Source organism: Pseudoclavibacter sp. VKM Ac-2867 (assembly GCF_015351275.1).
GTDB lineage: Bacteria > Actinomycetota > Actinomycetes > Actinomycetales > Microbacteriaceae > Pseudoclavibacter.
In genome coordinates this window covers 175,132-198,510 of record NZ_JADKSL010000002.1, presented here as the reverse complement: position 1 = coordinate 198,510, position 23,379 = coordinate 175,132, and the positions used below count along the sequence as shown (strand labels likewise).

The 23,379-nt window shown below is 68.9% G+C and carries 24 protein-coding genes; 18 read left to right on the top strand and 6 right to left on the bottom strand.

Annotation, left to right across the window (positions count from 1 at the left end; genetic code table 11):
- Window positions 1-2: 2 nt before the first annotated feature.
- Window positions 3-626, bottom strand: coding sequence for a TetR/AcrR family transcriptional regulator (locus ITJ67_RS03935; protein WP_160074694.1), 624 nt, complete (start codon window positions 624-626; stop codon window positions 3-5).
- Between the two features lie 147 nt (window positions 627-773).
- Here ITJ67_RS03935 and pdhA point away from each other — a divergent pair, with 147 nt between their 5' ends.
- The 4 genes from pdhA (at window position 774) to ITJ67_RS03915 (ending at window position 4,957) form a co-directional block, all read left to right on the top strand.
- Complete coding sequence (gene pdhA / locus ITJ67_RS03930) at window positions 774-1,877, top strand: pyruvate dehydrogenase (acetyl-transferring) E1 component subunit alpha (protein WP_160074692.1); 1,104 nt, start codon at window positions 774-776, stop codon at window positions 1,875-1,877.
- On the top strand, window positions 1,874-2,869 hold the full coding sequence (locus ITJ67_RS03925; RefSeq protein ID WP_104301204.1) for an alpha-ketoacid dehydrogenase subunit beta: 996 nt from the start codon (window positions 1,874-1,876) through the stop codon (window positions 2,867-2,869). The genes pdhA and ITJ67_RS03925 overlap by 4 nt, the downstream gene beginning before the upstream one ends.
- Before the next feature lie 9 nt (window positions 2,870-2,878).
- Window positions 2,879-4,210, top strand: coding sequence for a dihydrolipoamide acetyltransferase family protein (locus ITJ67_RS03920; protein WP_160074690.1), 1,332 nt, complete (start codon window positions 2,879-2,881; stop codon window positions 4,208-4,210).
- Between the two features lie 165 nt (window positions 4,211-4,375).
- Window positions 4,376-4,957 carry a TetR/AcrR family transcriptional regulator gene (locus ITJ67_RS03915; RefSeq protein WP_194676812.1) on the top strand — a complete coding sequence of 194 codons (582 nt, stop codon included), beginning with the start codon at window positions 4,376-4,378 and terminating at the stop codon, window positions 4,955-4,957.
- A 24-nt stretch (window positions 4,958-4,981) separates the two neighbouring features.
- Here the strand turns inward: ITJ67_RS03915 and ITJ67_RS03910 are convergent, their stop codons facing one another.
- The gene (locus tag ITJ67_RS03910; protein ID WP_194676811.1) at window positions 4,982-6,385 is read right to left on the bottom strand and encodes an APC family permease; all 1,404 of its coding nucleotides are present in this window, start codon (window positions 6,383-6,385) and stop codon (window positions 4,982-4,984) included.
- Window positions 6,386-6,534: 149 nt separating this feature from the next.
- On the opposite strand from ITJ67_RS03910, the gene ITJ67_RS03905 reads away from it, so the two are divergent.
- The gene (locus ITJ67_RS03905) at window positions 6,535-8,220 is read left to right on the top strand and encodes an amidohydrolase (RefSeq protein ID WP_160074684.1); all 1,686 of its coding nucleotides are present in this window, start codon (window positions 6,535-6,537) and stop codon (window positions 8,218-8,220) included.
- Between the two features lie 29 nt (window positions 8,221-8,249).
- On the opposite strand, the gene ITJ67_RS03900 is transcribed toward ITJ67_RS03905, so the two are convergent.
- Window positions 8,250-8,444: a hypothetical protein gene (locus tag ITJ67_RS03900; RefSeq protein ID WP_104301194.1), complete on the bottom strand. Its 195-nt coding sequence runs from the start codon at window positions 8,442-8,444 to the stop codon at window positions 8,250-8,252.
- A gap of 54 nt (window positions 8,445-8,498) precedes the next feature.
- Entirely contained in the window at window positions 8,499-9,182 is a 684-nt protein-coding gene (locus ITJ67_RS03895) for a response regulator transcription factor (protein WP_160074682.1), read from the bottom strand.
- Window positions 9,183-9,298: 116 nt separating this feature from the next.
- Between ITJ67_RS03895 and ITJ67_RS03890 the strand changes: the two genes are divergently transcribed.
- The 5 genes from ITJ67_RS03890 (at window position 9,299) to ITJ67_RS03870 (ending at window position 14,720) form a co-directional block, all read left to right on the top strand.
- Window positions 9,299-9,919, top strand: a complete 621-nt coding sequence (locus tag ITJ67_RS03890) for a hypothetical protein (protein WP_194676810.1) — start codon at window positions 9,299-9,301, stop codon at window positions 9,917-9,919.
- On the top strand, window positions 9,916-10,959 hold the full coding sequence (locus ITJ67_RS20160; RefSeq protein ID WP_194676809.1) for a peptidoglycan-binding protein: 1,044 nt from the start codon (window positions 9,916-9,918) through the stop codon (window positions 10,957-10,959). The genes ITJ67_RS03890 and ITJ67_RS20160 overlap by 4 nt, the downstream gene beginning before the upstream one ends.
- The gene (locus tag ITJ67_RS03880; RefSeq protein ID WP_194676808.1) at window positions 10,956-11,681 is read left to right on the top strand and encodes an ABC transporter ATP-binding protein; all 726 of its coding nucleotides are present in this window, start codon (window positions 10,956-10,958) and stop codon (window positions 11,679-11,681) included. Before ITJ67_RS20160 ends, ITJ67_RS03880 begins: the two co-directional genes overlap by 4 nt.
- Complete coding sequence (locus ITJ67_RS03875) at window positions 11,674-12,861, top strand: ABC transporter permease (RefSeq protein ID WP_194676807.1); 1,188 nt, start codon at window positions 11,674-11,676, stop codon at window positions 12,859-12,861. The genes ITJ67_RS03880 and ITJ67_RS03875 overlap by 8 nt, the downstream gene beginning before the upstream one ends.
- A gap of 65 nt (window positions 12,862-12,926) precedes the next feature.
- Entirely contained in the window at window positions 12,927-14,720 is a 1,794-nt protein-coding gene (locus ITJ67_RS03870; protein ID WP_194676806.1) for a sensor histidine kinase, read from the top strand.
- 21 nt (window positions 14,721-14,741) lie between these two features.
- Here ITJ67_RS03870 and ITJ67_RS03865 read toward each other — a convergent pair whose 3' ends face one another.
- Together ITJ67_RS03865 and ITJ67_RS03860 are read right to left on the bottom strand one after the other, a co-directional pair.
- The gene (locus tag ITJ67_RS03865) at window positions 14,742-16,562 is read right to left on the bottom strand and encodes a carboxylesterase/lipase family protein (RefSeq protein WP_194676805.1); all 1,821 of its coding nucleotides are present in this window, start codon (window positions 16,560-16,562) and stop codon (window positions 14,742-14,744) included.
- A 91-nt stretch (window positions 16,563-16,653) separates the two neighbouring features.
- Window positions 16,654-17,571 carry a MerR family transcriptional regulator gene (locus ITJ67_RS03860; RefSeq protein WP_194676804.1) on the bottom strand — a complete coding sequence of 306 codons (918 nt, stop codon included), beginning with the start codon at window positions 17,569-17,571 and terminating at the stop codon, window positions 16,654-16,656.
- A gap of 184 nt (window positions 17,572-17,755) precedes the next feature.
- Between ITJ67_RS03860 and ITJ67_RS03855 the strand changes: the two genes are divergently transcribed.
- The 8 genes from ITJ67_RS03855 (at window position 17,756) to ITJ67_RS03820 (ending at window position 23,371) form a co-directional block, all read left to right on the top strand.
- The gene (locus ITJ67_RS03855) at window positions 17,756-18,103 is read left to right on the top strand and encodes a GntR family transcriptional regulator (protein WP_228502278.1); all 348 of its coding nucleotides are present in this window, start codon (window positions 17,756-17,758) and stop codon (window positions 18,101-18,103) included.
- Complete coding sequence (locus ITJ67_RS03850; protein WP_194676802.1) at window positions 18,096-18,944, top strand: ABC transporter ATP-binding protein; 849 nt, start codon at window positions 18,096-18,098, stop codon at window positions 18,942-18,944. The genes ITJ67_RS03855 and ITJ67_RS03850 overlap by 8 nt, the downstream gene beginning before the upstream one ends.
- Complete coding sequence (locus ITJ67_RS03845) at window positions 18,941-19,579, top strand: ABC-2 transporter permease (protein ID WP_194676801.1); 639 nt, start codon at window positions 18,941-18,943, stop codon at window positions 19,577-19,579. Before ITJ67_RS03850 ends, ITJ67_RS03845 begins: the two co-directional genes overlap by 4 nt.
- Window positions 19,580-19,658: 79 nt before the next feature.
- The gene (locus tag ITJ67_RS03840; RefSeq protein ID WP_104239880.1) at window positions 19,659-20,051 is read left to right on the top strand and encodes a PadR family transcriptional regulator; all 393 of its coding nucleotides are present in this window, start codon (window positions 19,659-19,661) and stop codon (window positions 20,049-20,051) included.
- Window positions 20,048-20,587, top strand: a complete 540-nt coding sequence (locus tag ITJ67_RS03835) for an HAAS signaling domain-containing protein (RefSeq protein WP_194676800.1) — start codon at window positions 20,048-20,050, stop codon at window positions 20,585-20,587. The genes ITJ67_RS03840 and ITJ67_RS03835 overlap by 4 nt, the downstream gene beginning before the upstream one ends.
- A gap of 85 nt (window positions 20,588-20,672) precedes the next feature.
- Window positions 20,673-21,176 (top strand): hypothetical protein, encoded by a 504-nt coding sequence (locus ITJ67_RS03830; RefSeq protein ID WP_194676799.1) that lies wholly within the window; start codon window positions 20,673-20,675, stop codon window positions 21,174-21,176.
- A gap of 359 nt (window positions 21,177-21,535) precedes the next feature.
- Window positions 21,536-22,087 carry a GNAT family N-acetyltransferase gene (locus ITJ67_RS03825; protein ID WP_194676798.1) on the top strand — a complete coding sequence of 184 codons (552 nt, stop codon included), beginning with the start codon at window positions 21,536-21,538 and terminating at the stop codon, window positions 22,085-22,087.
- Window positions 22,088-22,258: 171 nt separating this feature from the next.
- Entirely contained in the window at window positions 22,259-23,371 is a 1,113-nt protein-coding gene (locus ITJ67_RS03820) for an acyl-CoA desaturase (protein WP_323741379.1), read from the top strand.
- Window positions 23,372-23,379: the final 8 nt, after the last annotated feature.

The window sequence follows — 23,379 nt, the reverse complement described above, 5'->3', positions numbered from 1 at the left end:
CGTCAGCCGTCGTCGCGCGAGCGTTCCGTCAGCCCGAGGAGGGCGATGACCTGCTCGGCGTGCGCGCGAGCAGCCGCCGCGCTCGGTGCGGGTGCCAGCCCGAGCAGGCGGCGGCGGTGCGGCTCACCGAGGAGCAGCCCGAACAGCGCCTCCGCCTCCACCTCCACCTCCACGAGACCACTCGCAGGAGAGAGGTGCTGCGCAAGCAGAGCCACGTACCCCCGTGGCCCGCTGGAGTAGAAGCCAGACGCGAGCTCCGGGAACTGCGCCGCTTCTCCGACCATGAGCCGGTGCAGGCCGACGGCGCTGTCCGAGTGCAGGACGAAGACGAGCCGCGCTGCCGTCTCGAGCAGTGACTCGGCGGTCGCCCCGTGGTTCACGAGGTCGCGAGCGCGGAACCGCTCGATCGCTGCAGTGAACACCTCTGCCTTGTCGCCGAAGTAGGTGTAGATCGTGCGCTTGGTGACCCGCGCCATTGCTGCGATCTCGTCAACGGTGACCTGGCCGTAGCCATTCGACACGAACAGCGCGACGGCGGCGTCCAGGATCTGGTCTCGGCGCTCCTCCCGCTCCTGGGCGGTCGGGCGGCCCCGCTTGCGGCTCGTGCTCGACACGGTCTCGCTCATCCCCAGTGCTCCCCACCTCGTGCCTCGCATGTCGACGCTCGACGACAACCATCCTATAATGAGACGTATTCGTTTCATTACACGCGTGGTCATCCCTCGCGGTCGATCGAGCCGAGCCCCAGAAGGGCCAGGCGAGAGGAGCTCCCAATGGCTGCACGCAGATCCACAACCCCGCGGAAGACAGCGTCGAATCCACCACCAGTGCACACGACAGCCCTCGACAGCGAGGGACTCGTCGAGTTCTACCGCCAGATGGTGCTGATCCGGCGGTTCGAGGAGCGCGCCGCCCGCTCGTACACGCAGGCGGAGATCGGTGGCTACTGCCACCTGAACCTCGGCGAGGAGGCGACGGTGGTTGGCCTGATGGCGGCGATGGAGTCCACCGACTACCTCTTCACGAACTACCGGGAGCACGGGTACGCGCTCGGTCGAGGCATCGCGCCAGGACGGATCATGGCAGAGCTCTACGGGCGCAGCGGCGGCGTATCGAAGGGGTGGGGCGGGTCGATGCACCTCTTCGACCTGGAGTCGCGCCTGCTCGGCGGGTACGGCATCGTCGGCGGGCAGGTGCCGCTCGCCACCGGTGCGGCCCTCGCGATCGACTACCGCAGCGGACAAGAGGCCGTGGTCTGCGTCATGGGAGACGGCACCACGAACATCGGGGCGTTTCACGAGTCGCTGAACATCGCCGCCTTGTGGGACCTGCCGGTCGTCTACGTGGTCGTCAACAACGGCCTCGGGATGGGCACCACGGTCGAGCGCGCCTCCGGCGAGCCCGAGCTGCACAAGCGGGCATCCTCGTACCGGATGGCGTCCGCCCGCGTTGACGGGAACGACCCCGTCGCCGTCCGGGACGCCGCGGCCAGCGCGCTCGCGAGCGCCCGGGCCGGCAAGCCGTTCCTGCTGGAGACGGTGAGCGAGCGCCTGAAGGGGCACTCGGTCGTCGACCCCGCGAAGTACCGCACCCGCGAGGAGGCCGAGGCCCTCAAGGCCGGTGACCCCATCGCCGCGTTCGCGGTTCGCCTCGCCGAGCGGGGACTCCTGACGGACGACGCGATCGCCGACATCGACGCTGCCGCCATGGCCGCCGTCGCCGAGGCCGTCGCGTTCGCCGAGGCGAGCCCGCACCCGTCGGTCGACACGCTCTTCGACTACACCTACGCCACGCCGGTTCCCAACGATTCCCGCAGGCTGCCCGGCCAACCGCTCTTCGAACCATCCCCCTCACCCACGATCGGAGCATCCGCATGAGCATGATGACCTACCGTCAGGCGCTCCATGACACCCTCCGCGCCGAGATGCTGCGAGACGAGAACGTGCTGCTCATCGGCGAGGAGATCGGCGTCTTCGAGGGCTCGTACAAGATCACCGCCGGCATGCTCGCGGAGTTCGGCGAGAAGCGCGTACGAGACACCCCCATCGCCGAGGAGGGGTTCACGGGAGCCGCCATCGGCGCTGCGATGCTCGGGCTGCGCCCGGTCGTGGAGATCATGACCATCAACTTCTCGCTGCTGGCCCTGGACCAGATCGTCAACCACGCCGCGAAGATCTACGGCATGTTCGGCGGTCAGGCCCGGGTCCCCCTCGTCATCCGCACCCCGGGCGGAGGCGGGCAGCAGCTCGGCGCCACGCACTCGCAGAACATCGAGCTGTATTACGCGTTCGTGCCAGGCATGAAGGTCGTCGCCCCGTCCAGCCCCGCTGACGCGAAAGCGCTGCTGCTGGCCGCGATCCGCGACGACGACCCCGTGCTGTTCCTCGAGAACCTCGCGCTCTACAACACCAAGGGCGAGGTGCCGGACGACGACACCCCCGCCGAGATCGGCCGGGCCGCCGTGACCCGCGAGGGTGCCGACATCACGGTGGTCGCTTACTCGCGCATGGCGGCCGTCGCCCTCGAAGTGGCCGAGCGGCTCGCCGAGACCGAGGGCATCGACGTGGAAGTGGTCGACCTCCGCAGCCTGCGCCCGCTCGACCGCGACACCGTCATCGCATCCGTGAAGAAGACCCACTGCGCCGTCGTCCTGGAAGACGACTGGCTCACCTACGGCATCGGCGCCGAGATCGCCGCGACCATCTCGGACGGCGCCTTCGACTGGCTGGACGCACCCGTGCGCCGGGTCGCGATGGCCGAGGTGCCCATGCCCTACTCCAAGCCGCTCGAGACCGCCGCGCTCCCCTCCGCGGACGACGCCGCCACCGCCATCCGGCAGACCCTCGCCGCGGTCTCCCGCCGCATCTAAGGACACCCCATGATCGATATCCTCATGCCCCGCCTCTCCGACACCATGCAGGAGGGCGCCATCGCCGCGTGGCACAAGCAGCCAGGCGACGCCGTCGCCGTTGGCGACCTGCTCGTCGAGATCGAGACCGACAAGGCCACCATGGAGTACGAGGCCTACGACGCCGGCGTCCTGCGCGACATCCTGGTCGCCGAAGGCGAGGTGGCAACCATCGGCACGGTCATCGCGCGCCTCGATGACGGCAACGACGACGCGCCCGCGAGCGCATCCGACGCTGCCGCGCCAGCGGAAGCAGATGCGGCTGGCGCGATGGGCGCACCCGACGCAGCGGCCGCGAGCGCGGACGCTCAGGCTTCGGAGGTCGCCTCCCAGGTCGAACCTCAGGGCGCAGTAGGACAGCGGCTGTTCGCGACGCCGCTCGCGCGCCGACTCGCTCGCGAGCACGAGATCGACCTGTCGGCTGTGCTGGGATCCGGCCCCGGCGGCCGGATCGTCCGCGCCGATATCGAGGATGCACGCGCACGTCAGGCCTCCCCCGAGGACACGGCCATCGCGTCGCCCGCTCGGTGCGCGTCGAGCCCGACGGCGGGCCAGGGCACCGGCGGCGCCACCAGCACCAGCACCAGCGCTTCCGATGCGCGACAGCCGACTGCCGTCCCGTTCGACAAGACCCGCGAAGTGATCGCTCGGCGCCTCAGCGAGAGCAGCAGCACGGTGCCACACTTCTTCGTCACGGCTGCGGCCGATGTCGAGGCCCTCATGGCGCTCCGCGCCGAGCTGAACGGCAGCCTCGAATCGACGGGGCGCCCGAAGATCAGCGTCAACGATCTCCTCGTGCGCGCATGCGCCATCGCGCTCCGCGAGCATCCGGGAGTCAACGCCTCCTACTCCCCGGAGGGCCGCGGAGAGACCCTGCTCCACGGGCGCGTCAACATCGGCATCGCCGTCGCCTCCCCGACTGGCCTCGTCGTGCCGGTGATCGGCGACGCCGACCTGAGCCCGGCGTCGCACATCGCGCGCGAGTCTCGGCGACTGGCCGGACTCGCCAAGGAACGCAAGCTCGGCCCCTCGGAGATGGCTGGCGGCACGTTCACGATCAGCAACCTCGGCATGTACGGCGTCGAGCAGTTCACCGCCATCATCAACCCGCCAGAGGGGGCGATCCTCGCGGTCGGCGCAGCGAGGCCAGAACCCGTCGCGGTCAACGGGGCGGTCGAGGTTCGCCACCGCCTGCGGTACACCCTCTCCGCCGATCACCGAATCATCGACGGAGCCCTTGCCGCAGCGTTCCTCGCCACGCTGACGGGGCTCCTCGAACGGCCCATGGACATCATCGCCTGAGCGCCTGGAATGGCGGTCGCGGGGGCGGTCGCACCCCCGCGACCCCGACCTGGTGATGGCGGTCCGGCTTCCCGGGCGGTGATCTCGTACTGTGGTGGGACCGTCGCTCGAACCGGAGAGCCCGGGCGACGCCCACTCCAGGTGGGAAGCTGAAGGAGGGACCACATGGGTCGACCGAGTCTTGTGCACGAGCGGCGCCCGCAGATCGTCGCGGCCGCGAAGCGAGTCATCGGGAAGTACGGGGTCGAGGGCGCGACCCAGGAGCGCATCGCCTCCGAGGCGCAGCTGAGCCGGGCGCACATCCGTCACTACGTCGGCAACCGCGACGAGCTCATCCAGCTCGTCTGGAACTCGACGATGGACCCGTACGCGCAGGAGATGCACGAACGGGTGCAGGCCGCGCGCTCCGGCCAGGGGCTCGAGGGGGTGCTCGACTTTCTCTTCGGCACCGGTGTCGAAGCGAGTCCAGACGATGCCGTCTTCGATGCGTTCCTAGCCTGGTCCCAGCACGATGAGCAGGTCAGGCGGCGCCTGCTCGACAGCTACGCGACCGTGGTCACCGAGGTCGCCGCGGCGATCAGGGCGACGCACCGGGAGATGGACGTCGCACGGAGCGAGGCGCTCGGCTACGCCATGCTGTGCCTCACCATCGGGTCTTCGAGCATGAGCGTGCTCCAGTTCCCCGACGCGCAGACCAGTCCGCTTCGCGACCTGGCCGCGTCGATGATCCAAGCGGCGGCGGCCTGAGCACCGCCGCCGCTCGATCGCGGCTCAGCTGCGGTCGGCGCTCGGCACCTCGAGACTGCGGGTGCTCTCGTCGTCGCCGACCTCGTCCTCCGATCGGATCTGCGCGGGCAGACGGCGGAAGCCCTTCGTCATGAAGCCGAGGTAGATCACGCCGATGATTAGCCAGGTGATGCCGAGCATCTTCGCTGAGGAATCGATGCTCACCCAAAGGGCGACATTGGTGGCGACGCCGATCAGCGGGAGGACCAGGTAGCGGACCACATCCATCCCTGAACGCCGGCGCAGGCGAACGAAGTAGTGGTTGATCACGGCGATGTTGACCATGATGAACCCCGTGATGGCGCCGAAGCTCGTGAGCGAGGTCGCGCCGAGGAGGTTGTCGGTGAAGAACACGGCGCCGAGCGCCGCGACGGAGACGAGCACGATGTTGTTGACCGGGGTTCCGAACCGCGGCGAGAGCTTGCCGAAGAACCGCTTCGGGAGCAGACCGTCGCGCCCCATGCCGTAGAGCACGCGGGAGACGGCGGCGACGGCGGCCATCGCGCAGAGGATGCTCGCGGCCTGATCGGCGACGAAGAACGTGATGTTCAGCGCTTCTCCCCCGATCCGGGGCAGGAGCTCGAAGATGCCGGTATCCGGATCCTCGAACTCCGCGTACCCGGTGGGCCAGGCGATCTGCAGGAAGTAGGCGATCGTCGCGAAGCCGAGGCCCGCGCCGATGCACATGATCAGGATCGCTCGCGGGATCGTGACGGTCGGCTGGTGGGTCTCCTCCGCGAGCGTGGAGACGGCGTCGAAGCCGAGGAAGGAGACGGCGAGGATCGAGGCCGCCCACATCACGTTGCCGAAGTTGAACGTCTCGGGGTTGTAGATCGCCTCCGGCACGAAGAGGCCGCCAGCTCCACCGCCCTGCAGGACGTAGCTCGTGATGAGGCCGATGAGCACAACCGCGAAGATGATCTGCGCGGAGACGACGGCGATGTTGAGACGGCCGGAGACTCGTGCTCCGAGGATGTTCATGACCGCGCCGAAACCGGCCGCGAGCAGCACCCAGATGGCAGTCGGGATAGCGGGAACGTACTCCTCCATGTAGATCCCGAACAGCAGGTAGCAGATCATCGGGAGCAGCATGTAGTCGAGCAGGAACACCCAGCCGGTCGCGAAGCCGAGGTAGGGATGCACGCTCTTCTGCACGTAGGTGTACGCGGATCCGGCGACCGGGAAGGCCTTCACCATCTGCGCGTACGAGTACGCGGTGAAGAACATGACGACCAGCGTCACGAGGTACGCGAGGGCCATCATGCCCCCGCTGAGCTCGGTGGCGATGCCGTAGAAGTTGAAGATGGCCGTCGGGGCGAGGTAGGCAAGCCCGAACGCCAGGAGGTGACGCAGCTTGAGTGATCGAACGAACTGGGTGGCTTGACTCACGGGTGCTCCTCTGGGGGTCTCCGTCGACTGCACTGTCGCGTGGAGTGGGGCACGAAGCGTGCCTCTGGCGAATAGATTACCAACATTGCTAATTTATGCCAGACTGCATTTCCAAGTTGTTACGTCTCTACCCGCAAGGAGCGCTCATCGTGGACCTGATCTTGACGAACGGCAGATTCTTCACCGCCGACGAGGCCGCTCCGTGGGCGAGCGGAGCCGTCATCCGTGACGGCCGGATCGCGCAGATGCTCAGGGAGGAGGCCCCCCGCGCCCTCCCAGAGGAGGGGCTCCCCGTCTACGACCTGGGCGGACGACTCGTGCTGCCCGGTCTGATCGACGCCCACACGCATCCCAGCGGCGTCGCGAAGAGCGCCTGGCACGTCTCCCTTCCGCAGACGGACGACGTGGACGCGATCCTCGCCTTCATCCGCGAACACGGCGAGCGGCACCCCAAGGAGGAGGCGCCCTACCTCTTCTTCGAGTACTACCCGAGCACGCTGTTCGCGGGAGGCGCCCCGACGAAGGAGCTCCTCGACTCGGCGATCAGCGACCGCCCCGTGCTCTGCCAGGACTTCAGCGACCACGCGCACTGGGTCAACTCGAAGATGCTCGAGCTGCTCGAGGTCGACGAGCACACGCCAGACCCCGTGCCTGGCCTCGAGATGTTCGTCCGTGACGCACACGGCGTGCCGACGGGGCACATCCTCGAGTTCGCGCACCTCCGCTTCATCGACCGCCTGTACGACTCCATCGGGTGGCGCCCACCAGAGGAGCTGACCGCCGAGAGCCTGAAGCCGTTCTTCGAGTTCATGACGCGGCACGGCGTCACGTCCCTCTTCGAGGCGCTCATCGAGGACGAGGACGTGCTCCCCGCGCTCCGCGAGCTCCACCGACGCGGGGAGCTGCACACCAGGTACGAAGGCGCGGTTCGGTTCCGGACCCTCGCCGACCTCCCCGACGCGATCGAGCGAGCTCAGCGCCTCGACCGCGAGCACGGCACGGATCACATCCGCGTGCGAACGCTCAAGCTCTTCCTCGACGGCACGAACGAGAGCGGGAACAGCGCGGTCCTCGCTCCGCTGATCCACGACGACTCCGGCAGCCTCGGCGAGATGCAGATCGAGACCGACGAGCTCGTCAGCTGCCTGCTGCTGGCGAACGAGGCGGAGATCGACGTGCACATCCACATGGTCGGCGACCGCGCCTTCCGGGCTGGGTGCGATGCCGTCGCGGCCGCCAAGGAGTCGCTCGCCGAGACGGGCGGTGCCTGGCGGACGCAGGTGACGTTCGCGCACTGCGAGCTCATCGATCCGGCCGACATGCACCGGCCGGCCGAGCTCGGCATCATCGTGAACTGGACCAACCACTGGTCGGCGGGGTACTTCGGTGAGGAAGCGAAGAGCTACCTCGGGGACGAGCGATGGGATCGGATGTACGACTTCCGGGGCGTCCTGCAGGCCGGCGCCTCGATGACCTTCGCGAGCGACGTCGTGACGAACTTCGAGCTCCACCGGGGAAACCCGTTCTTCGGCATGCAGGTGGCCGCGACGCGGGTCGACCCGGAGCTGCCCCTCGATCCCGACCGCTACCCGGGGAGCGTCCGGCCGAGCCGCGAATCCCGCTTCGAGGTCACCGCGCTCCTGCGCGGGCACACCATCGAGGCGGCTCGACAGCTCCGGATCGATGACAGAGTCGGGTCCCTCGAGGTCGGGAAGGACGCGAACATCGTTGTCCTCGACAGGGACCTCTTCGACGTGGAGCTCGACCAGCTCGGCCAGGTGAGCCCGTCGGCGGTCCTGTTCGAAGGAGAGCTGGCCTTCGGCTCGCTCACCTAGACCGATAGCGGTCTCCGTCCGCGAGGTCCTCAGCGAGATGTGCGCTTCGGAACGAGCAGAGTGATGAGGAGAACGGCGAGACCTGCGCCTCCGGCGACGAATCCCGCCATCTGGAGGATCCCGGCACCGATGTTCGCGTCGAGCGCGGTCGGGTCGGTGATGAGGACCGCCGAGGCGAGCGCGATGAATCCGATGGCAAGAAGAATCGTTCCGAGAAGTCGCATGCAGTGTTCCTTTGGTTGAAGCGCGGTTGGGTGTGGTCGTGATGCGTGCCTGGCTCAGCCCTCGTGGAGCGTGTACCCGACCCCGTAGACGGTGAGGAGCCTCGACGGCGTCTGAGGATCGGCCTCGATCTTGGCCCGGAGGTTCTTCACGTGGGTGTCGATCGTGCGGCCTCCGATCCAGCGATCTGTGCCGTGCAGGCGGTCGAGCAGGCGGGCGCGGCTGAGGACGATACCGGGGTGCAGGGCGAACTCCTCGAGCAGGTCGAACTCCGCGCGGGTGAGGTCGAGGAGCCGATCGGAAAGGGTGGCTCGACGCCGCTCCGGGTCGATCTCGAGGTCGCCGACGGCGACGACCCTCGTGGCCGGCGCCGTGCGGTGGACTCGCCGCAGAAGCGCTCGGACTCGGGCGACGAGCTCGCGCGGGCTGTACGGCTTGGCAAGGTAGTCATCGGCGCCGAGCTCGAGCCCGATGAGCAGATCGTTCTCGGTGGAGCGTGCGGTGAGCAGGAGTATCGGGAGCTCGAACTGCTCCTCGCGCAGCGTGCGGCAGACGGTGAGGCCATCGGCCCCGGGGAGCATCACGTCGAGGACAAGCAGGTCGGGCGCAGAGCGACGCACCTCGGCAAGCGCTTCGGCGCCGTCGGCCAGCACCGTCACGTCGTGCCCCTCGCGTTCGAGGTAGCGGCGGACGAGCTCGGACTGCAGCGCATCGTCCTCGACGATCAAGACTCTGGTCACGACCCAACCCTAAGCACGAGCCAGTCATGCGGTCTGGCTCTGCACTGAACGCTCACAAGTCCCTCACATCCGAGGACGAGCGTGGGTCACGGCCGCTCACGACACGAGGAGGACTCATGCTCCGCATCACCCACCGATCCCTGACCGCCGCAGCAGGCGCCATCGCGCTCGTCGGAGTGCTCGCCGCGTGCTCCGCGCCCTCAGCCGACCAGAGCCCTGAGGGTGGCACCGGCATCGCGACGTTGGAGACGGCCGCTCCGGCCCCGACCGAGGCCGCCGATGCGCTCATCGCGGAGTACGGCGAGCCGGTGCGCCTGCGGCTCGACATGTCGGATGAAGAGGAGGCGGACGCCTGGAAGGCGCGGGATCGCTGCCTCGAGGATCACACCGATGCACCGAAGGACGCCCCTGTGGGCGGCGGCGGAGACTCGGTCAGCGCCAGCGACGGTGGGGATCCGGCGAAGGCCGCCGAGGCCGAGGCCCTCTGCCTGCGCGTGGCGCCGCTGCCCCCGTGGGAGCTCGACGTGCAGAACCCGGATGCGCTGCGGTTCGCGCAGGGCGTGGTGGACTGCCTGCATGATCGCGGTGTCCGCGAGGTCGAGATCGCGGAAGCGGACCAGTTCGGCCGGATCAATATCGCCTTCGGCGGTGAGACGAACGATGCCACCTCGATCTCGCTCGGCATGCCGTACGTGGAGGCCTGCGTGGCATCCGAATCGGGTGGGAGCACTGCGTGACCCGGGGTCGCGGGCGCACCGCGCTCATCGTCACGCTCGCGGTCTGCTTCGCGCTCGCCGCGGGCGCCGGCGGTGCCGCCCTGGTGCTCCGGCCCGCGAATGACGCAGGCCCCGTGGAGGAGACAGCCGCGCCGGCCACCGCGGTCGTCGAGCGTGGCGAGCTCGTGCAGACCGCTCGCCTCGACGGTTCCGTCGGCTTCGGCGCCGCGGCCCCCGTGACGACGAAGGCGGACGGCATCATCACCTGGCTGCCCGAGGTCGGCGAAGTCCTCGATCGGGGGTCGGTGGCCCTGCGCGCGAACGAGCGCCCGGTGCCCGTGCTCATCGGCGAGGTCCCGCTCTACCGAGCGATCGACAAGCCGAAGATGGAGGGGGCCGATGTCAGCATGGTCGCGTCGAACCTGATGGACCTCGGCTATCTGTATCCCAGCGACATCGACACGTTCGAGACGGGGAAGCACTTCAAGCAGGCTGTGCGGGACTGGCAGGAGTCGCTCGGCGTCGAGCGCACCGGCATCCTCGGACCCGCCGACGTGGTCGTCCTGAGCGCGTCGAGTCGCGTCGCCGCCGTGAGCGCCCGCCTCGGCGACACTGCGGCTGGTCAGCCCTACACGGTGACGCTCACGACGCGCATCGTCGAGGCGTCCGTCCCGGCGCAGGACGCGGGGGTCATCGGCGCCGGTGCACGAGCCACGATCGAGCTGCCGGATGGACGCGTCGTCGACGGTTCCATCGACAGCGTGGACACGACCGGTGAGGGGGCCGAGGCGAAGGTCGACGCGATCGTCGCGATCGACGATCAGGCCGCCCTCGACGGCGTCGACGCTGCCGCCGTGACCGTCCGCATCGTCACCAGATCTGTGCAGGACGTGCTGATCGTCCCCGTGGCCTCGCTTCTTGCCCTCGCCGAAGGCGGGTACGCGTTGCAGGACGACCGGGGCGGACTGCACGGCGTCGAGATCGGTCTGATCGCGGACGACCGCGTCGAGGTCAGCGGCGAGGGAATCGACGCCGGCATGACGGTGGTGTCGGCACGATGACGACGACGCCTGCACTCGAGCTCGAGCACGTCAGCCGCATCCACCCCGGCGGAGTCGTCGCCCTCGACGACGTCTCGCTGCAGATCGACCCCGGTGAGCTCACCGCGATCGTCGGACGCTCCGGCGCCGGCAAGTCGACGCTGCTCAACGTGCTCGGCACGCTCGACCGCCCCACGAGCGGTGCGGTTCGCATCGGCGGGACCGACACCCGAAATCTGACGGATCGTGCGCTCTCCACCCTGCGGGGCAGCACGATCGGGTTCGTCTTCCAGGGCTTCCACCTGAGCGACGGCGTGACCGCCGAGCAGAACGTCATGATGGCGCTTCTCTACAGCGGCGTTCCGAGGCGAGCGCGCCGCGATCTCGCCCGCGCGGCGCTCGAGCGCGTGGGGCTCGAGCACCGCATTGGGCACGCGGCGCAGGAGCTCTCCGGCGGCGAACGGCAGCGAGTCGCCATCGCCAGGGCGATCGTAACCGATCCGCTCGTCGTCCTTGCCGACGAACCAACCGGCGCCCTCGACACCGCGAACGGCGAACGCGTGCTCGGCCTGCTCGAGCGACTGCACGACGAGGGCACCACCGTCGTCGTCATCACCCACGACGTCGAGCTCGCCACGCGACTGCCGCGGCGGGTCGAGCTGAGAGACGGCCGCATCGTCGCCGACACGAACATCGACACCACCACCACCGAGGCCGGCACCGAGGCGGTGGAGCATGCGTGAGCGCCGGAGACGTCTCGGCCTCCGAGACCTACTCGAGGTGGGCACGGTCGGGCTTCGCACTCGGCCGCTGCGCGCCGTGCTGTCCACCATCGGCATCGCCATCGGCATCGCCACGCTGGTGACCGTCACCGCGGTGCCCGCGTCCTCGCAGGCCGCGCTCGACGAACAGCTCACCGCGCTCGGCGCGGACCTGCTGCGCGCCGACCCACGTGCAGGTGCCGATGGAGACCCCGTGCCGCTTCCGGCCGAGGCGCTCGGCATGCTGCAGCGCATCGGGGCCGTGACCGATGCCGCGACGGTCGGCAATGCCCACGCCCCCATTCGCAGCAACGAGCTCCGCGAGTACCCGGAGACCGGGTTGACGACGCTCGCCGTTCGCGGTGACCTCCCCGCGGTGCTCAGGGCGGAGGTGACCTCCGGTCGCTGGCTCACCGAGAGCGACCTGCCCACAGCGGTGCTCGGCATCGACGCCGCTGAGCGGCTCGGCCTGTCCCAGCTTCCCGACCGTCCCGTCACGATCGACGTCGGCGGCGTCGCGTTCACCGTCATCGGAGTGCTCTCAGCGACGCCGCTCTCCGGCGACCTGCAGTCAGCTGTCCTCGTCGACGATGCTGCGGCGCAGCGCTGGCTCGGCTTCGATGGCGCACCGACGGTCGCCTACGTCACCGGTGACGAGGCGTCGATCGAGGCGCTGCGTCCGGTCGTCGCCGCGACCCTCTCCCCGGGGGCGAGCGGGCTCGTGCAGGTGAGTCAGCCCTCAGCCGTCCTCGCCGCGAAAGACGCCGCCCGTTCCAACTTCGATGGGCTGTTCCTCGCGCTCGCCGCGGTCGCGCTCGTGATCGGCGGCATCGGCATAGCGAACACGATGTTCGTCTCCGTGCTCGAGCGTCGCCGGGAGATCGGCCTGCGACGCGCGCTCGGCGCACACCGGGGGCAGATCCGGGCCCAGTTCCTCGTGGAGGCGATCCTCCTCTGCGCGCTGGGCGGCGCATCCGGAGTGCCGCTCGGGCTGCTCGGCACCGCAGCCTGGAGCGTCGTGCAGGGGTGGCCGCTGGTCGTTCCGGTGGAGACGATCGTGGCAGGTATGACAGCGGCGCTTGCGACAGGCGCTGTCGCCGGACTCGCCCCCTCGATCCGCGCCGCGCGACAGTCGCCGACGGCGGCCCTTGCCGCGACGTGAGCAGGCAGGGCGTCGACCGTGCGGATGCCATTCCGGGCAACAGCGATGAGAGCATGGCGGACGACATGAGCAGAAGCCGAAGAACCGGGGCCGCGGGCGCCCGACGTGTGCCCCGACTGCTCGCCCGCTACCTCGCGGCTGGAGTGCTGCTGGTCATCGCGTCGGCGGGCGGCACGATCTGGCTCGCGGAGACCTCCGAGTACCGCTACGACGAGCAGGCGTCCGGCGCCGCGCTCATGCGGGACGAGCAGGTGATCGACGAGCTCACGAACTGGGCTGGGAGCCACACCGACTGGAGCACCGTCGGGCCAACGCTGCTGCTCCTCAGCAACGAGACGGGGCGCCGCATCGCCGTCATCGACGCTGCGGGGACGGTCATCGCCGACACGGCGCCCGAGCTGCCCCGCCCAGCGAGCTCCACTCGGCTGCTCGACCCGCTCGAGCCTCTCTCCGACCCGGTGACGCTCGAGCCGCAGCTGCACGAGGGAATCACCGGGCCCTTCCTGCTCGATCAGGCGCAGCGCGACCAGCTCACGGGACAGGCGAGCGCGGTGGTGGAGTGCCTGGGTGACGCGCTCGTCGACACGACGGTGTGGGCGAGCGGTCGCCCCGTGGTCGTCGGCGGAGAAGACGCCCCAGATTGCGGCCGTGCGGCCCTGAACACGCCACTGCCGAGCGAGCGGACCGCCCTCGACGAGCTCCGCGATCGCACGAACGCGTGCCTGCTCGCGGCAGATGCCCCTCTCGTCACCGACGTCGAGCTCGCCCTGCCCCCGTCGAACGACTCCGCGCGTCTCGCGCTGCGCGCCGTCCCGGCGAGCGGCGATACCGCAGACGAGTGCCTCCTGCAGGCGCGCATCGACCAGTCCGAGGCGACGACCGCGCCCGCGGTGCACGTGGTCCTCACCGACGAGCGACGCGGCCCGCGGGGTCCGCTCGACGCGAGCCCAGGATCGATCGCCCGCTTCGGAGTCTTCATCGTGGTGCTGCTCGCGCTCCTGTCGGCAGCTGCCGCGCTCATCATCGGGCCGACCCTGCGGAGCGCGCGCCGACTCGAGACCGCCGTCGATCGCTTCAGCGCCGGTGACCGCGACGCTCGCACGGGGCTGCATGCCCGCGACGATCTCGCCGGGATCGGTGCGGCATTCGACCGCATGTCCAGCGAGATCGCCGGGCACGAAGCGTCCCGCCGGCGTCTGCTCGGCGATATCGCTCACGAGCTGCGCAGCCCGCTCACGAACATCCGCGGATGGGTCGAGGCTGCGGATGATGGACTCGGCCTCGATCATGCGGCGCTCCGCCGGCTCGTGCTCGACGAGGCCAGTCGCATGGAACGCATCACCGGCGACCTCCAGCTCCTCGCACTCGCGGAGTCCGGTGACCTCGCGCTGGAGCGCACACGGTGCGATGCGGCCGCCGCCGTGCAGGAGCTCGCCGAGGCGTACCGAGCCCGCGCGGCCACCGCAGGCGTCGAGCTGAACGTCACGACCCCCGAGCAGCTGCCGCTCACCACCGATCCCGCCAGATTGCGGCAGATCCTCGACAACCTCCTCTCGAACGCGCTCCGGCACACGCCGTCCGGCGGACGCGTCGACGTCGAGGCGGCGACAGCAGACGGCACGGTGCGCATCGCCGTGATCGACACCGGGACGGGCATCGCCCCAGCCGACCTTCCCCGCGTCTTCGATCGCCTCTGGCGCGGGGAGCCCTCCCGGGCCCGCGCAGGGCAGAGCACCGGCCTCGGCCTCTCGATCGCCCGCAGCCTCGCCGAAGCGCTCGGCGGCACCATCCAGACGTGGAGCACCCTCGGCGAGGGCAGCCGGTTCGAGGTGTCACTGCCTGCGCTCAGGCCGCAGTGACGAGTTCCGCGTGCGGCGGGATCAGCCCTGAGCCAGCCAGAAGTCGACCTCCTGCTGGCGCGGCCTCGGGACGACCCTGGTCTCGTCGCCGAGCTCGAGGACGTGATCGGGAGAGGCCTGGAGCGTGGGCCAGGCAGGCCGCGCACCGCCGTTCGGGTTTCCAGTCGTGACGAAGGCCAGCCAGTAGCCGGTCATCTCGGCCTCGAGACGACGATCGATCGCCTCGTAGGCGACGTCCCCATCGGCCCCCAGATTGCCGTACGCGTACATGACCTCGGCCCCGTGGTACGCGCCGAATCGCTCGAGTGCGGGGTCCGGAGGCACCCGCGTGAAGAAGTACGGATAGACGTTCCCGGCACCCGTCGCCGCCGCGCTCACGCCCCACTCGTGGGTCGGACTGATCATGGATCTGTCGGTCTCCGCCCGCACGCGCGAGTCGAGCACCTGCTCGGCGGTCTCGCCCGGGTACAGCTGCAGGAAGGCATCCGCCTCCGCGCCGTAGGCCTCGCGGGCTTCCTGCTCGTAGGCGCTCGGATCCGTGTCCAGGCTCCCCAGCAACGACAGCGAGGCTTCGTCCGCGTTGCTGCCCAAGAGCAGAGGGACATCATTCTGCGCCCCGGCGGCGTAGATCTCGGTGGGCGAGGCGGGGAGCAGCTCGCCGTCGATGTGCGGCCACCAATGCGCCGACAGCGAAGCCGCAGCTTCCTGGATCGTCTCGGAGGGCAGTGCGCGCAGCTCGGCCAGACTCGCGACCCCGAGCGCTTCCTGCAGCGAGGCTGCGGCCGCGCGCGCGTTCTCCGCGGTGTCGTACAGGTCGCCGGCGTCTCTGTCACCGGCCGTTCCGAGACAGCTGCCGCTCTCGCCGATGAGGCCGTGGACGAGCCCCGCGGCGAGCGGGGAGACACCGACGATGCAGGCGCTGCCGGAACCCGCCGACTCCCCTGCCACGGTGACCCGGCCAGGATCGCCCCCGAACGCGGCGATGTTGTCCTGCACCCAGTGCAGCGCGGCGATCTGATCACGCAGACCCTGGTTGCCGCCGGCATCCCCCAGCTCCTCATCCGCGAAGAAGCCGAACACGCCGAGACGGTAGTTGATGGTGATGACGATGGCCTCGCCGCGAGCAGCCAACGCGGCACCGTCGTATGCGGGAAGCGCCCCAGACCCACCGGTGAATGAGCCACCGTGCACGAACACCAGCACCGGGAGCCGCTCTTCGGGCTGCGCCGAACTGCTGCGCCAGATGTTGAGCCGCAGCGCATCCTCGTCCGTGGCGTAGCCACCGAGCAGGGTGTTCTCGAGCGGCACATCCATCACCTGCGTCGCCGCGCGGACGAAGAACGTCGGCTCGGACTGGACGGCAGAAGGGCCGAAATCGTCCGCGATCAGGGTCTCGGCGCGAGGAAGCGCGGGCTGCGGCGCCGCCCACCGCAAGTCGCCGACGGGAGGGGCCGCGTACGGTATGCCGGCGAATGCCTCGACCCCGGCTTCCTCGTCGCGCACCCCGACCACCGCTCCCTGCTCGGTCGCCACGGCGGCGGTGTGCGCACCATCGATGGTCCGGGTCACGATCGGCGGACCAGCCGCGATGGCAATCGCTGCGACGAGGGAGGCGGACACCAGCCATGCCGGCACCTGCACGAACCACCGGCGAGAGCCCCACGTGTGCGCCGCGAGCGCGACGAGCAGCACGCTGGCGCCCACCAGCAGCCAGGCCCACCAGAGCCCCTGGTTGAGCCAGACCAGAACCCCGCCGAGGGCCGAGACCAGCGCAAGCGGCACCCACCACCTGGCGCCGAACTTCGCTGTCCGGGACGCGCGCGGAGTTCGCGGACTGCTCATGGTCTTCTCCTCTTTTCAGCGCTCAGACACCTCACCACACCGCGACCTCCGCCGAGGCAGGGTGCGCGACGATGACTCGCGTCGTGGTGGGTCAGTAGAGCTCGAGCGCCAGTTCCTGGGCGAGTTCCATGCTCCGCCAGCGCGCGGGCGAGAAGTCGTACGGCATCATCTGGACGGCCTCGGCGAGGCTCGTCCCGCGCGCTGCACGGGCGTCTTCGGCATCTTCGGCGGCGTCGTCGTCGTCAGCGTCGTCATCGGCGGGAGCAGGAGCGGGATGTGATTCCTCCCAGGCGTCGAAGCGGTCGTTGTCGGCCTGCGCGAGGCCGGAGCTCTCGATGACCCCGTTGAGGGTTGCCTCGAAGGCGGCCCGTTCAGCGGCCACCTCAGCCACGCGGGGGTCGTCGACGGCGACCGTGTCGTCGAGCGCCTCCTCGGCGGCGTCGATGCGGTCGGCCTCCTCCCGCAACTCAGGGTGGGTGGCCAGGGCAATGAATCGCGATGCCTGGACGGAAGCACCGAGTGCGCCGAAGATCCGCTCGGTCACGAGGAGGGTGTCCAGGTCGTCCTGCCGCAGGGCCCCCTCTGGCAGCTCTGCCAGGCGGTCACTCACGACATCGGAGAGCAAGCCCAACCTGCTGCCCTGCGCACGCATGCGCTGCACCGCCGTCCGCTGCCGCTCGAGTTCGGCCTGCCGCGCGACGAGGGACTCCTCCAGCCGCTCGAGGATGCGCGCGACATCGCCGCCGCTGCCGACTGAGTCGGCCACGCCCGCGTCCGCGAAGGCATCGCGGATGTCGTCCAAGGCGATGCCGGCGTCGGCCATCCGACGGATCCACAGCAGCTGGATCATCTCCTCGTAGCCGTAGCGGCGGCGGTCGTCGCTCCCCCGCGCCGGCTCCGGGATCAGCCCCAGCTGGTGGTAGTGGCGAATCGCGCGGGGCGTGGTCCCGACGAATTCGGCGGCTCCGCCGATCGTGACCTGGCGGGGCGGGATGAACGACGACAGCATGTGGGGCCTTCCTCGGGGGTGGCTGGATGCATCCACTGCACCACATGACGCTGCGGAAGGTGCAAGTCCGCCGTCGATCCGCGCCGGAGACGGCGGGGTCTAGAATGAGAACTGTTCTGGTGTTATGGTGTTTATGTACAGTGGAGTTCGCATGCGGAAAGTAATGATCTCAACGAGCGCCTCGTTGCCCATCTACGAACAGATCAAGACGCAGGTACGGTCGGGGATCCTGTCCGGAGATGCCGCGGCAGGCGAGACGTTGCCTTCATTGCGCCAGTTGGCGGCAGACCTCCGAGTGAGTGTCATCACGGTGACTCGCGCGTACAACGACCTCGTCCACGAGGGCCTGGTCCGCAACGAGCACGGCCGCGGATTCGTCGTGCTGGAGGTCGACCCCACGATCGCCTCCGGAGCCCTGGAGGAACGAGTCGCCGCCGCACTGCACGAGCTGCTCATCGCAGCTCGAAGCGCCCACATCGACATCGACGAAATGCACCGACGCCTTGATGAGGCTTGGAGGAACAATGACTGACGACGCAGCGCAGATCTCAGACCTGCGCATCACTCGACCCGACTTCACGGTCGAGGACATCTCATTCAGCATCCCGCGCGGTTCCGTGGTCGGGCTCGTCGGCCCGAACGGAGCCGGAAAGACCACCATCATCCGCTCCCTACTCGGCCTGATCGCCCCTGACGCGGGACGCATCGAGGTCTTCGGGGGCCCAGCTGGAGCGAGCACGGCCCTCGCAAAGACGGGCATCGTCCTCGACCGGCCGACAGCCGCCGAGGACTGGCGCGTGACATCGCTCGGACGAAGGCTCTCCCCGTTCTACCCGAGGTGGGACCACGCCCGCTTCGCGCAGCTGCTCGACCGGTTCAACATCCCCGAGAAGCGACGAGTCGGTGAACTCTCCCGCGGCCAGGGCGTGAAGCTCGCGCTCTCCTGCGCCCTCGCGCAACAGCCAGAGCTCCTCATCCTCGACGAGCCCTCGAGCGGACTCGACCCGGCATCGCGCCGGGAGATCACCGACGTGATCCGCGAGTTCATGGTCGACCCGCGGCACGCGGTGCTGTTCTCAACGCACATCACGACCGACCTCGACGAGCTCGCCGATGACCTCATCGTGCTCGTGGGCGGGCGCATCGCGCGCCGAGGCCCACTCCCCGACATCAAGGAGAGCTACGCCATCGCGCGCGGCACAGGCACAGTGCCCGCGAGCGCACTCGGACCCCAGCACACCGGCCAGGGATGGACCGCACTCATCCGCGTCGACGACTCCCCGCACTACGGGCCCGAGGTCGTGATCGACGACGCGACCATCGACGACATCATCATCCACCTGGCCGCCGCACACGAGGAGGCAACAGCATGACGCTCGCATTCACTCGCTTCGACCTGATGTCCTGGGCCGTCAAGAAGCAGACGCTGCTGCTGCTCGCGTTCATCGCCCTGGTCGGCATCGTGCTCCCGCTACCGGGGATGGCGATCGCCGCATCCGCCCTCGTCACATCCCTGATCCTGTCCGCCCCGTTCCTGGGCGACGAACGCGATCGACTCGACACGCTGTACGGGGTGCTCCCGATCTCGCGGGGCGCAGTCGTCGTCGGGCGCGCGATCTCCGTGCTGCTCTACGGCCTCGCCGCAGTGGCCGTCGCGACCGCCGTGACCTTCGTCATGGCGTGGGTGCGCAACCGCGAACTCGCGCCCGAGCTGCTCCTCGTGAACTACGCGGCGGCGTTCGCGATCATCGGCCTGGCGGTCGGCGTGCAGCTCCCCGTGCTCTTCCGCGTCGGCTACACGCGTGGACGCTTCATGGTCTACGCCCCGGTGGTCGTCATCGCGGGCGGAGCTTGGGTGGGCCAGGCCACCGGCGTCCTCGGCGACGACACGTTCTCGGCCCTGCCCCTCGAGGGAATCGTCGCGGCGTGCGCCGCCATCGGCATCATCGGCATCACCGTGGGCACCGGTCTCGCTGCACGCTTCTATCGGGCGCGCGAACTGCGCTGACCACGTTCCTGCGGTCCAGGGCGTCTGCATCAGACAACATGCATTGCAATACCTTGCATTACAAAGTAAAGTGCAATGCATGACAACCTCAGTCGGTGCGCAACTCCGCAAGGGCGTCGTCGAGTACTGCGTCCTCGGACTCCTCCAACAGGGGCCCATGTACGGGTGGCTGATCTCAGAACGACTGGTCTCCCTCGGGCTCATCGGCAGCATCGGAACGCTCTACCCGTTGATGACTCGACTGCGCGAGCGTGAGCTGATCGCCGCGCACGCCGACGACTCCGACTCGGCGCGACCCCGGAAGTACTACGCCATCACCAGCCAGGGACACGCCGAGCTGGAGCAGTTCAGGTCCCAGTGGGCGCCGTTCGCCTCCGCCGTGGAGGAAGTCACACAATCACGAACGACCACCACCACGACCGCGAGCGACAGCATCCGCTCACGCGACCAGACGGAAGCAGGAGACCGATGAAGCCTTTCGAATCGCAGAACGAAATCGCAGGCAGCTACCTGAAGGAGCTCCAAGCAGCGCTCCGCGATGGGGTGCCCCAGGTCCGGGACGAGGTGCTCAACGACATCGCGGACACGCTCCGCGGTCTCGACGCCGACGAGACTCGAGCCCGCATCCGGGAGCTCGGGGCGCCGAGCACGATCGCAGCCGACGCCATGGCGGAGACACCCTCGCTCGAAGCGCCCGGGCCGAGCCGCGCCTACCCGATCATCATGTCCATCGCCCTCATCGCCGGCTGGTACCTGGTGCCGGTGCTCGGCTGGGTGGCCGGACTCATCATGATCGGCGCGAGCCAGCACTGGTCGTCGCGAGTGCGCAGGAACGGCATCCTCGCGTCCGTCGCCGTGATCGTCGTCTCGACCATCGGCATCTTCGCGTTCCGCGGGACAGAAGCGTGGGTCGTCGGCGTGATCATCTTCGCCGTACTGCCGCTCCTCGGCAACATCTTCGTCGCCGACTACCTCCGCCGCCGGTGGGCAGTACCCAGCCAGCGGTAGATCCGATGCACACCCGGGCCAGACCGGGCCAGCTCGACGGCTCCCCCGACGAGCTGCGACCCGCATCCTGCGGCAGAATGGCGGTATGCGCCCCCGTCGATTCATCCCAGCGGTGATGGTTCCCCTCGCGCTCGCAGCACTCGTCGGATGCTCGCCCACCGCACCAGCGGAACGGGAGCCGCCGAAGTTCGAGCTCTCCATCAACGAGGTGCGCGACGCCTCGAAGGAGGTCGCCGAGGGGATGGTCGCGGAGTTCCCGGAAGCGACCAGGCTCGTCGAAGCCGACCCCAACGTCTTCGCCTGCAGCGGCGAGGAACCCGGAATCGGCCGCTGGGTGTGGGCGACGACGTTCTCGTCCACTGACCTCGCGAGCACCATCACGCAACTCCAACAGGAGTACGGCGACGCCGTGACCTCCACAGGCACCGCGAGTGAGACCGTCGAATATGCCGACGGCTCGACCTGGCCGGCGACAGGCGCACACACCTTGATCGAGGAAGAGACCGGCTCGTACCTCCTGAGCTACCCGGCAGGAACCGAAGGCCAGGTCCTGCTTCGCGTGGTCACCGCCTGCGGCGTGGTGCGCTGAGCACCCCGCCATCGGGACGATTCGGAGCCCATGGGTCTTACGAAACTGGGCGCTCATCACTCGCCGTCGGACCCTTGCCAGAGCCACTGACCAACATCAGTGCAAAAACAGCGCTTGAACCTTTCCAACTGGCCGCAGGCAGCGATATTGCACTCATATTGGACAGCGGCGGCGCGGACACGAACCCCTCGGACCGGAGAACCCACGCCCGGGCGCAAACTGGGTCGCTGGCCCCTACCACCTGCGCCAGCGCACCTACCCGCAGGACCTCGTGGGCCCCGACTTCACCTCCCTCTGGCCGGGCACGCGCGCGGAGCGTCCCTCGGAACCGGCGACCCGATCGGCGATACCGTGATCGCATGACAGGCGGCACTCTGCGTTGGGCGACCGAAGCTGATGCGCGGGAAGTTGCCGTCGTGCACGTCGACTCGTGGCGGGCGGCGTACGCGAACCTCATCCCCTCGGAGGTGCTGGCTGCCCTGAGCGTCGAGCAGCGCACCGCCGGCTGGACGCGGTGGATCGCCGCCTCGCTGCGCGGTGATCCGACGGACCTCGACGCCGCGCGCCCGCATCGACTGCTCGTCGCCGAGGACGGGGAACGCATCGTCGGCTGGGCCGCGTTCGGGCCTGGGAGAGACCCCGACGAAGGGCACCGAGGGGAGCTGGGCGGCCTGTACGTGCATCCAGACCACTGGTCGACGGGGGTCGGCGCTTCGCTCATCCGTCGCGTCGAACAAGAACTCCGCACGGCCGGCCACGCGAACGCCTACGTGTGGGTGCTGTCGGGCAACGAGCGGGCGATCGGCTTCTACGAGCGACAGGGTTGGCATCCGGACGGCGCCAGCAAGATCGCGGACGAGGGCAGCGCTCGCGCGCTCGTCGAGCTCCGACACACGAAGCCGCTGACGTAGGACGCGCCTCGGACGGCGGCGCTGCCCCCGCAGCGAAGTCCACTGTCGGCGACAAGAAAGCCGCACCGGTTAGCTCTGCAATTGCCGTTCGACTACGATCCTTGCTCGGAATTGCTAGCCATGTCACGAGGGTCGCCTGATGCCTCGTGCCGACCGAGCAAGGAGCCGGCCGTGCAGTCGCCCGAGTCAAAACTCACCCCAAGCAGCTACGGCGCAGTTCGCCGGACGACCAAGGGAGAGAAGACTCCCCGAATCACGCAGAGCTATGGCGCAGTCTCGAAGGCGATCCGCGGGCAGGGGCTCCTCGATCGCACGCTCGGGTTCTACGGCGCCCTCGCGGCAGGCCTTCTCGTCGCGCTCGCCGCTGCGATCGCTTCGTTCATCCTGCTCGGGGACAGCTGGTTCCAGCTGCTCATCGCGGCGGCGCTCGGCGTCATCTTCACGCAGTTCGCATTCCTCGCACACGAAGCCTCCCACCGCCAGGTCCTGACCTCGGGGCGGGCGAACGACCGGCTCGGTCGATTCCTCGCGGCCGGCATCGTCGGGATGAGCTACAGCTGGTGGATGACGAAGCACACCCGTCATCACGCCAACCCCAACAAGAAGGGGAAGGATCCCGACATCGACTTCGACACGATCTCCTTCACGGAGGAGTCGGCGAGCGAGCAACGGGGTCTGCTAGCGCTGATCACTCGCAAGCAGGGGTATCTCTTCTTCCCGCTGCTGACGTTCGAGGGCTACAACCTCCACTTCCGGTCCATCAAGTCGCTCTTCTCCCGAGAGAAGATCACGGGTCGGTGGGTGGAGCTGACGATGATCGCGGTCCGCTTCGCGATCTACCTCGGCGCGATCTTCTGGATGCTCCCGTTTGGTCTCGCGGTCGCGTTCGTCGCCGTGCAGATGGCGGTCTTCGGGGTGTACATGGGGGCGTCGTTTGCGCCCAACCACAAGGGAATGCCGCTCATCCCCGCCGACGTGAAGCTCGATTTCTTCAGCAGGCAGGTCCTCACCTCCCGCAACGTGCGGGGCGGCTGGTGGGCCAGTGCGCTCATGGGCGGACTCAACTACCAGATCGAGCACCACCTCTTCCCGAGCATGCCGAGGCCGCACCTCGCCCGCGCTCGCGAGATCGTGCGCGCCCACTGTGAAGAGCAGGACGTGCCGTACACGGAGACTTCGCTCCTGGAGTCGTACCGCATCGTGATCGAGTACCTCAACCGGGTGGGGCTGCACGCTCGCGACCCGTTCGACTGCCCCGTCGCCGGCGACTTCCGACGTCGCTAGGCGACCAC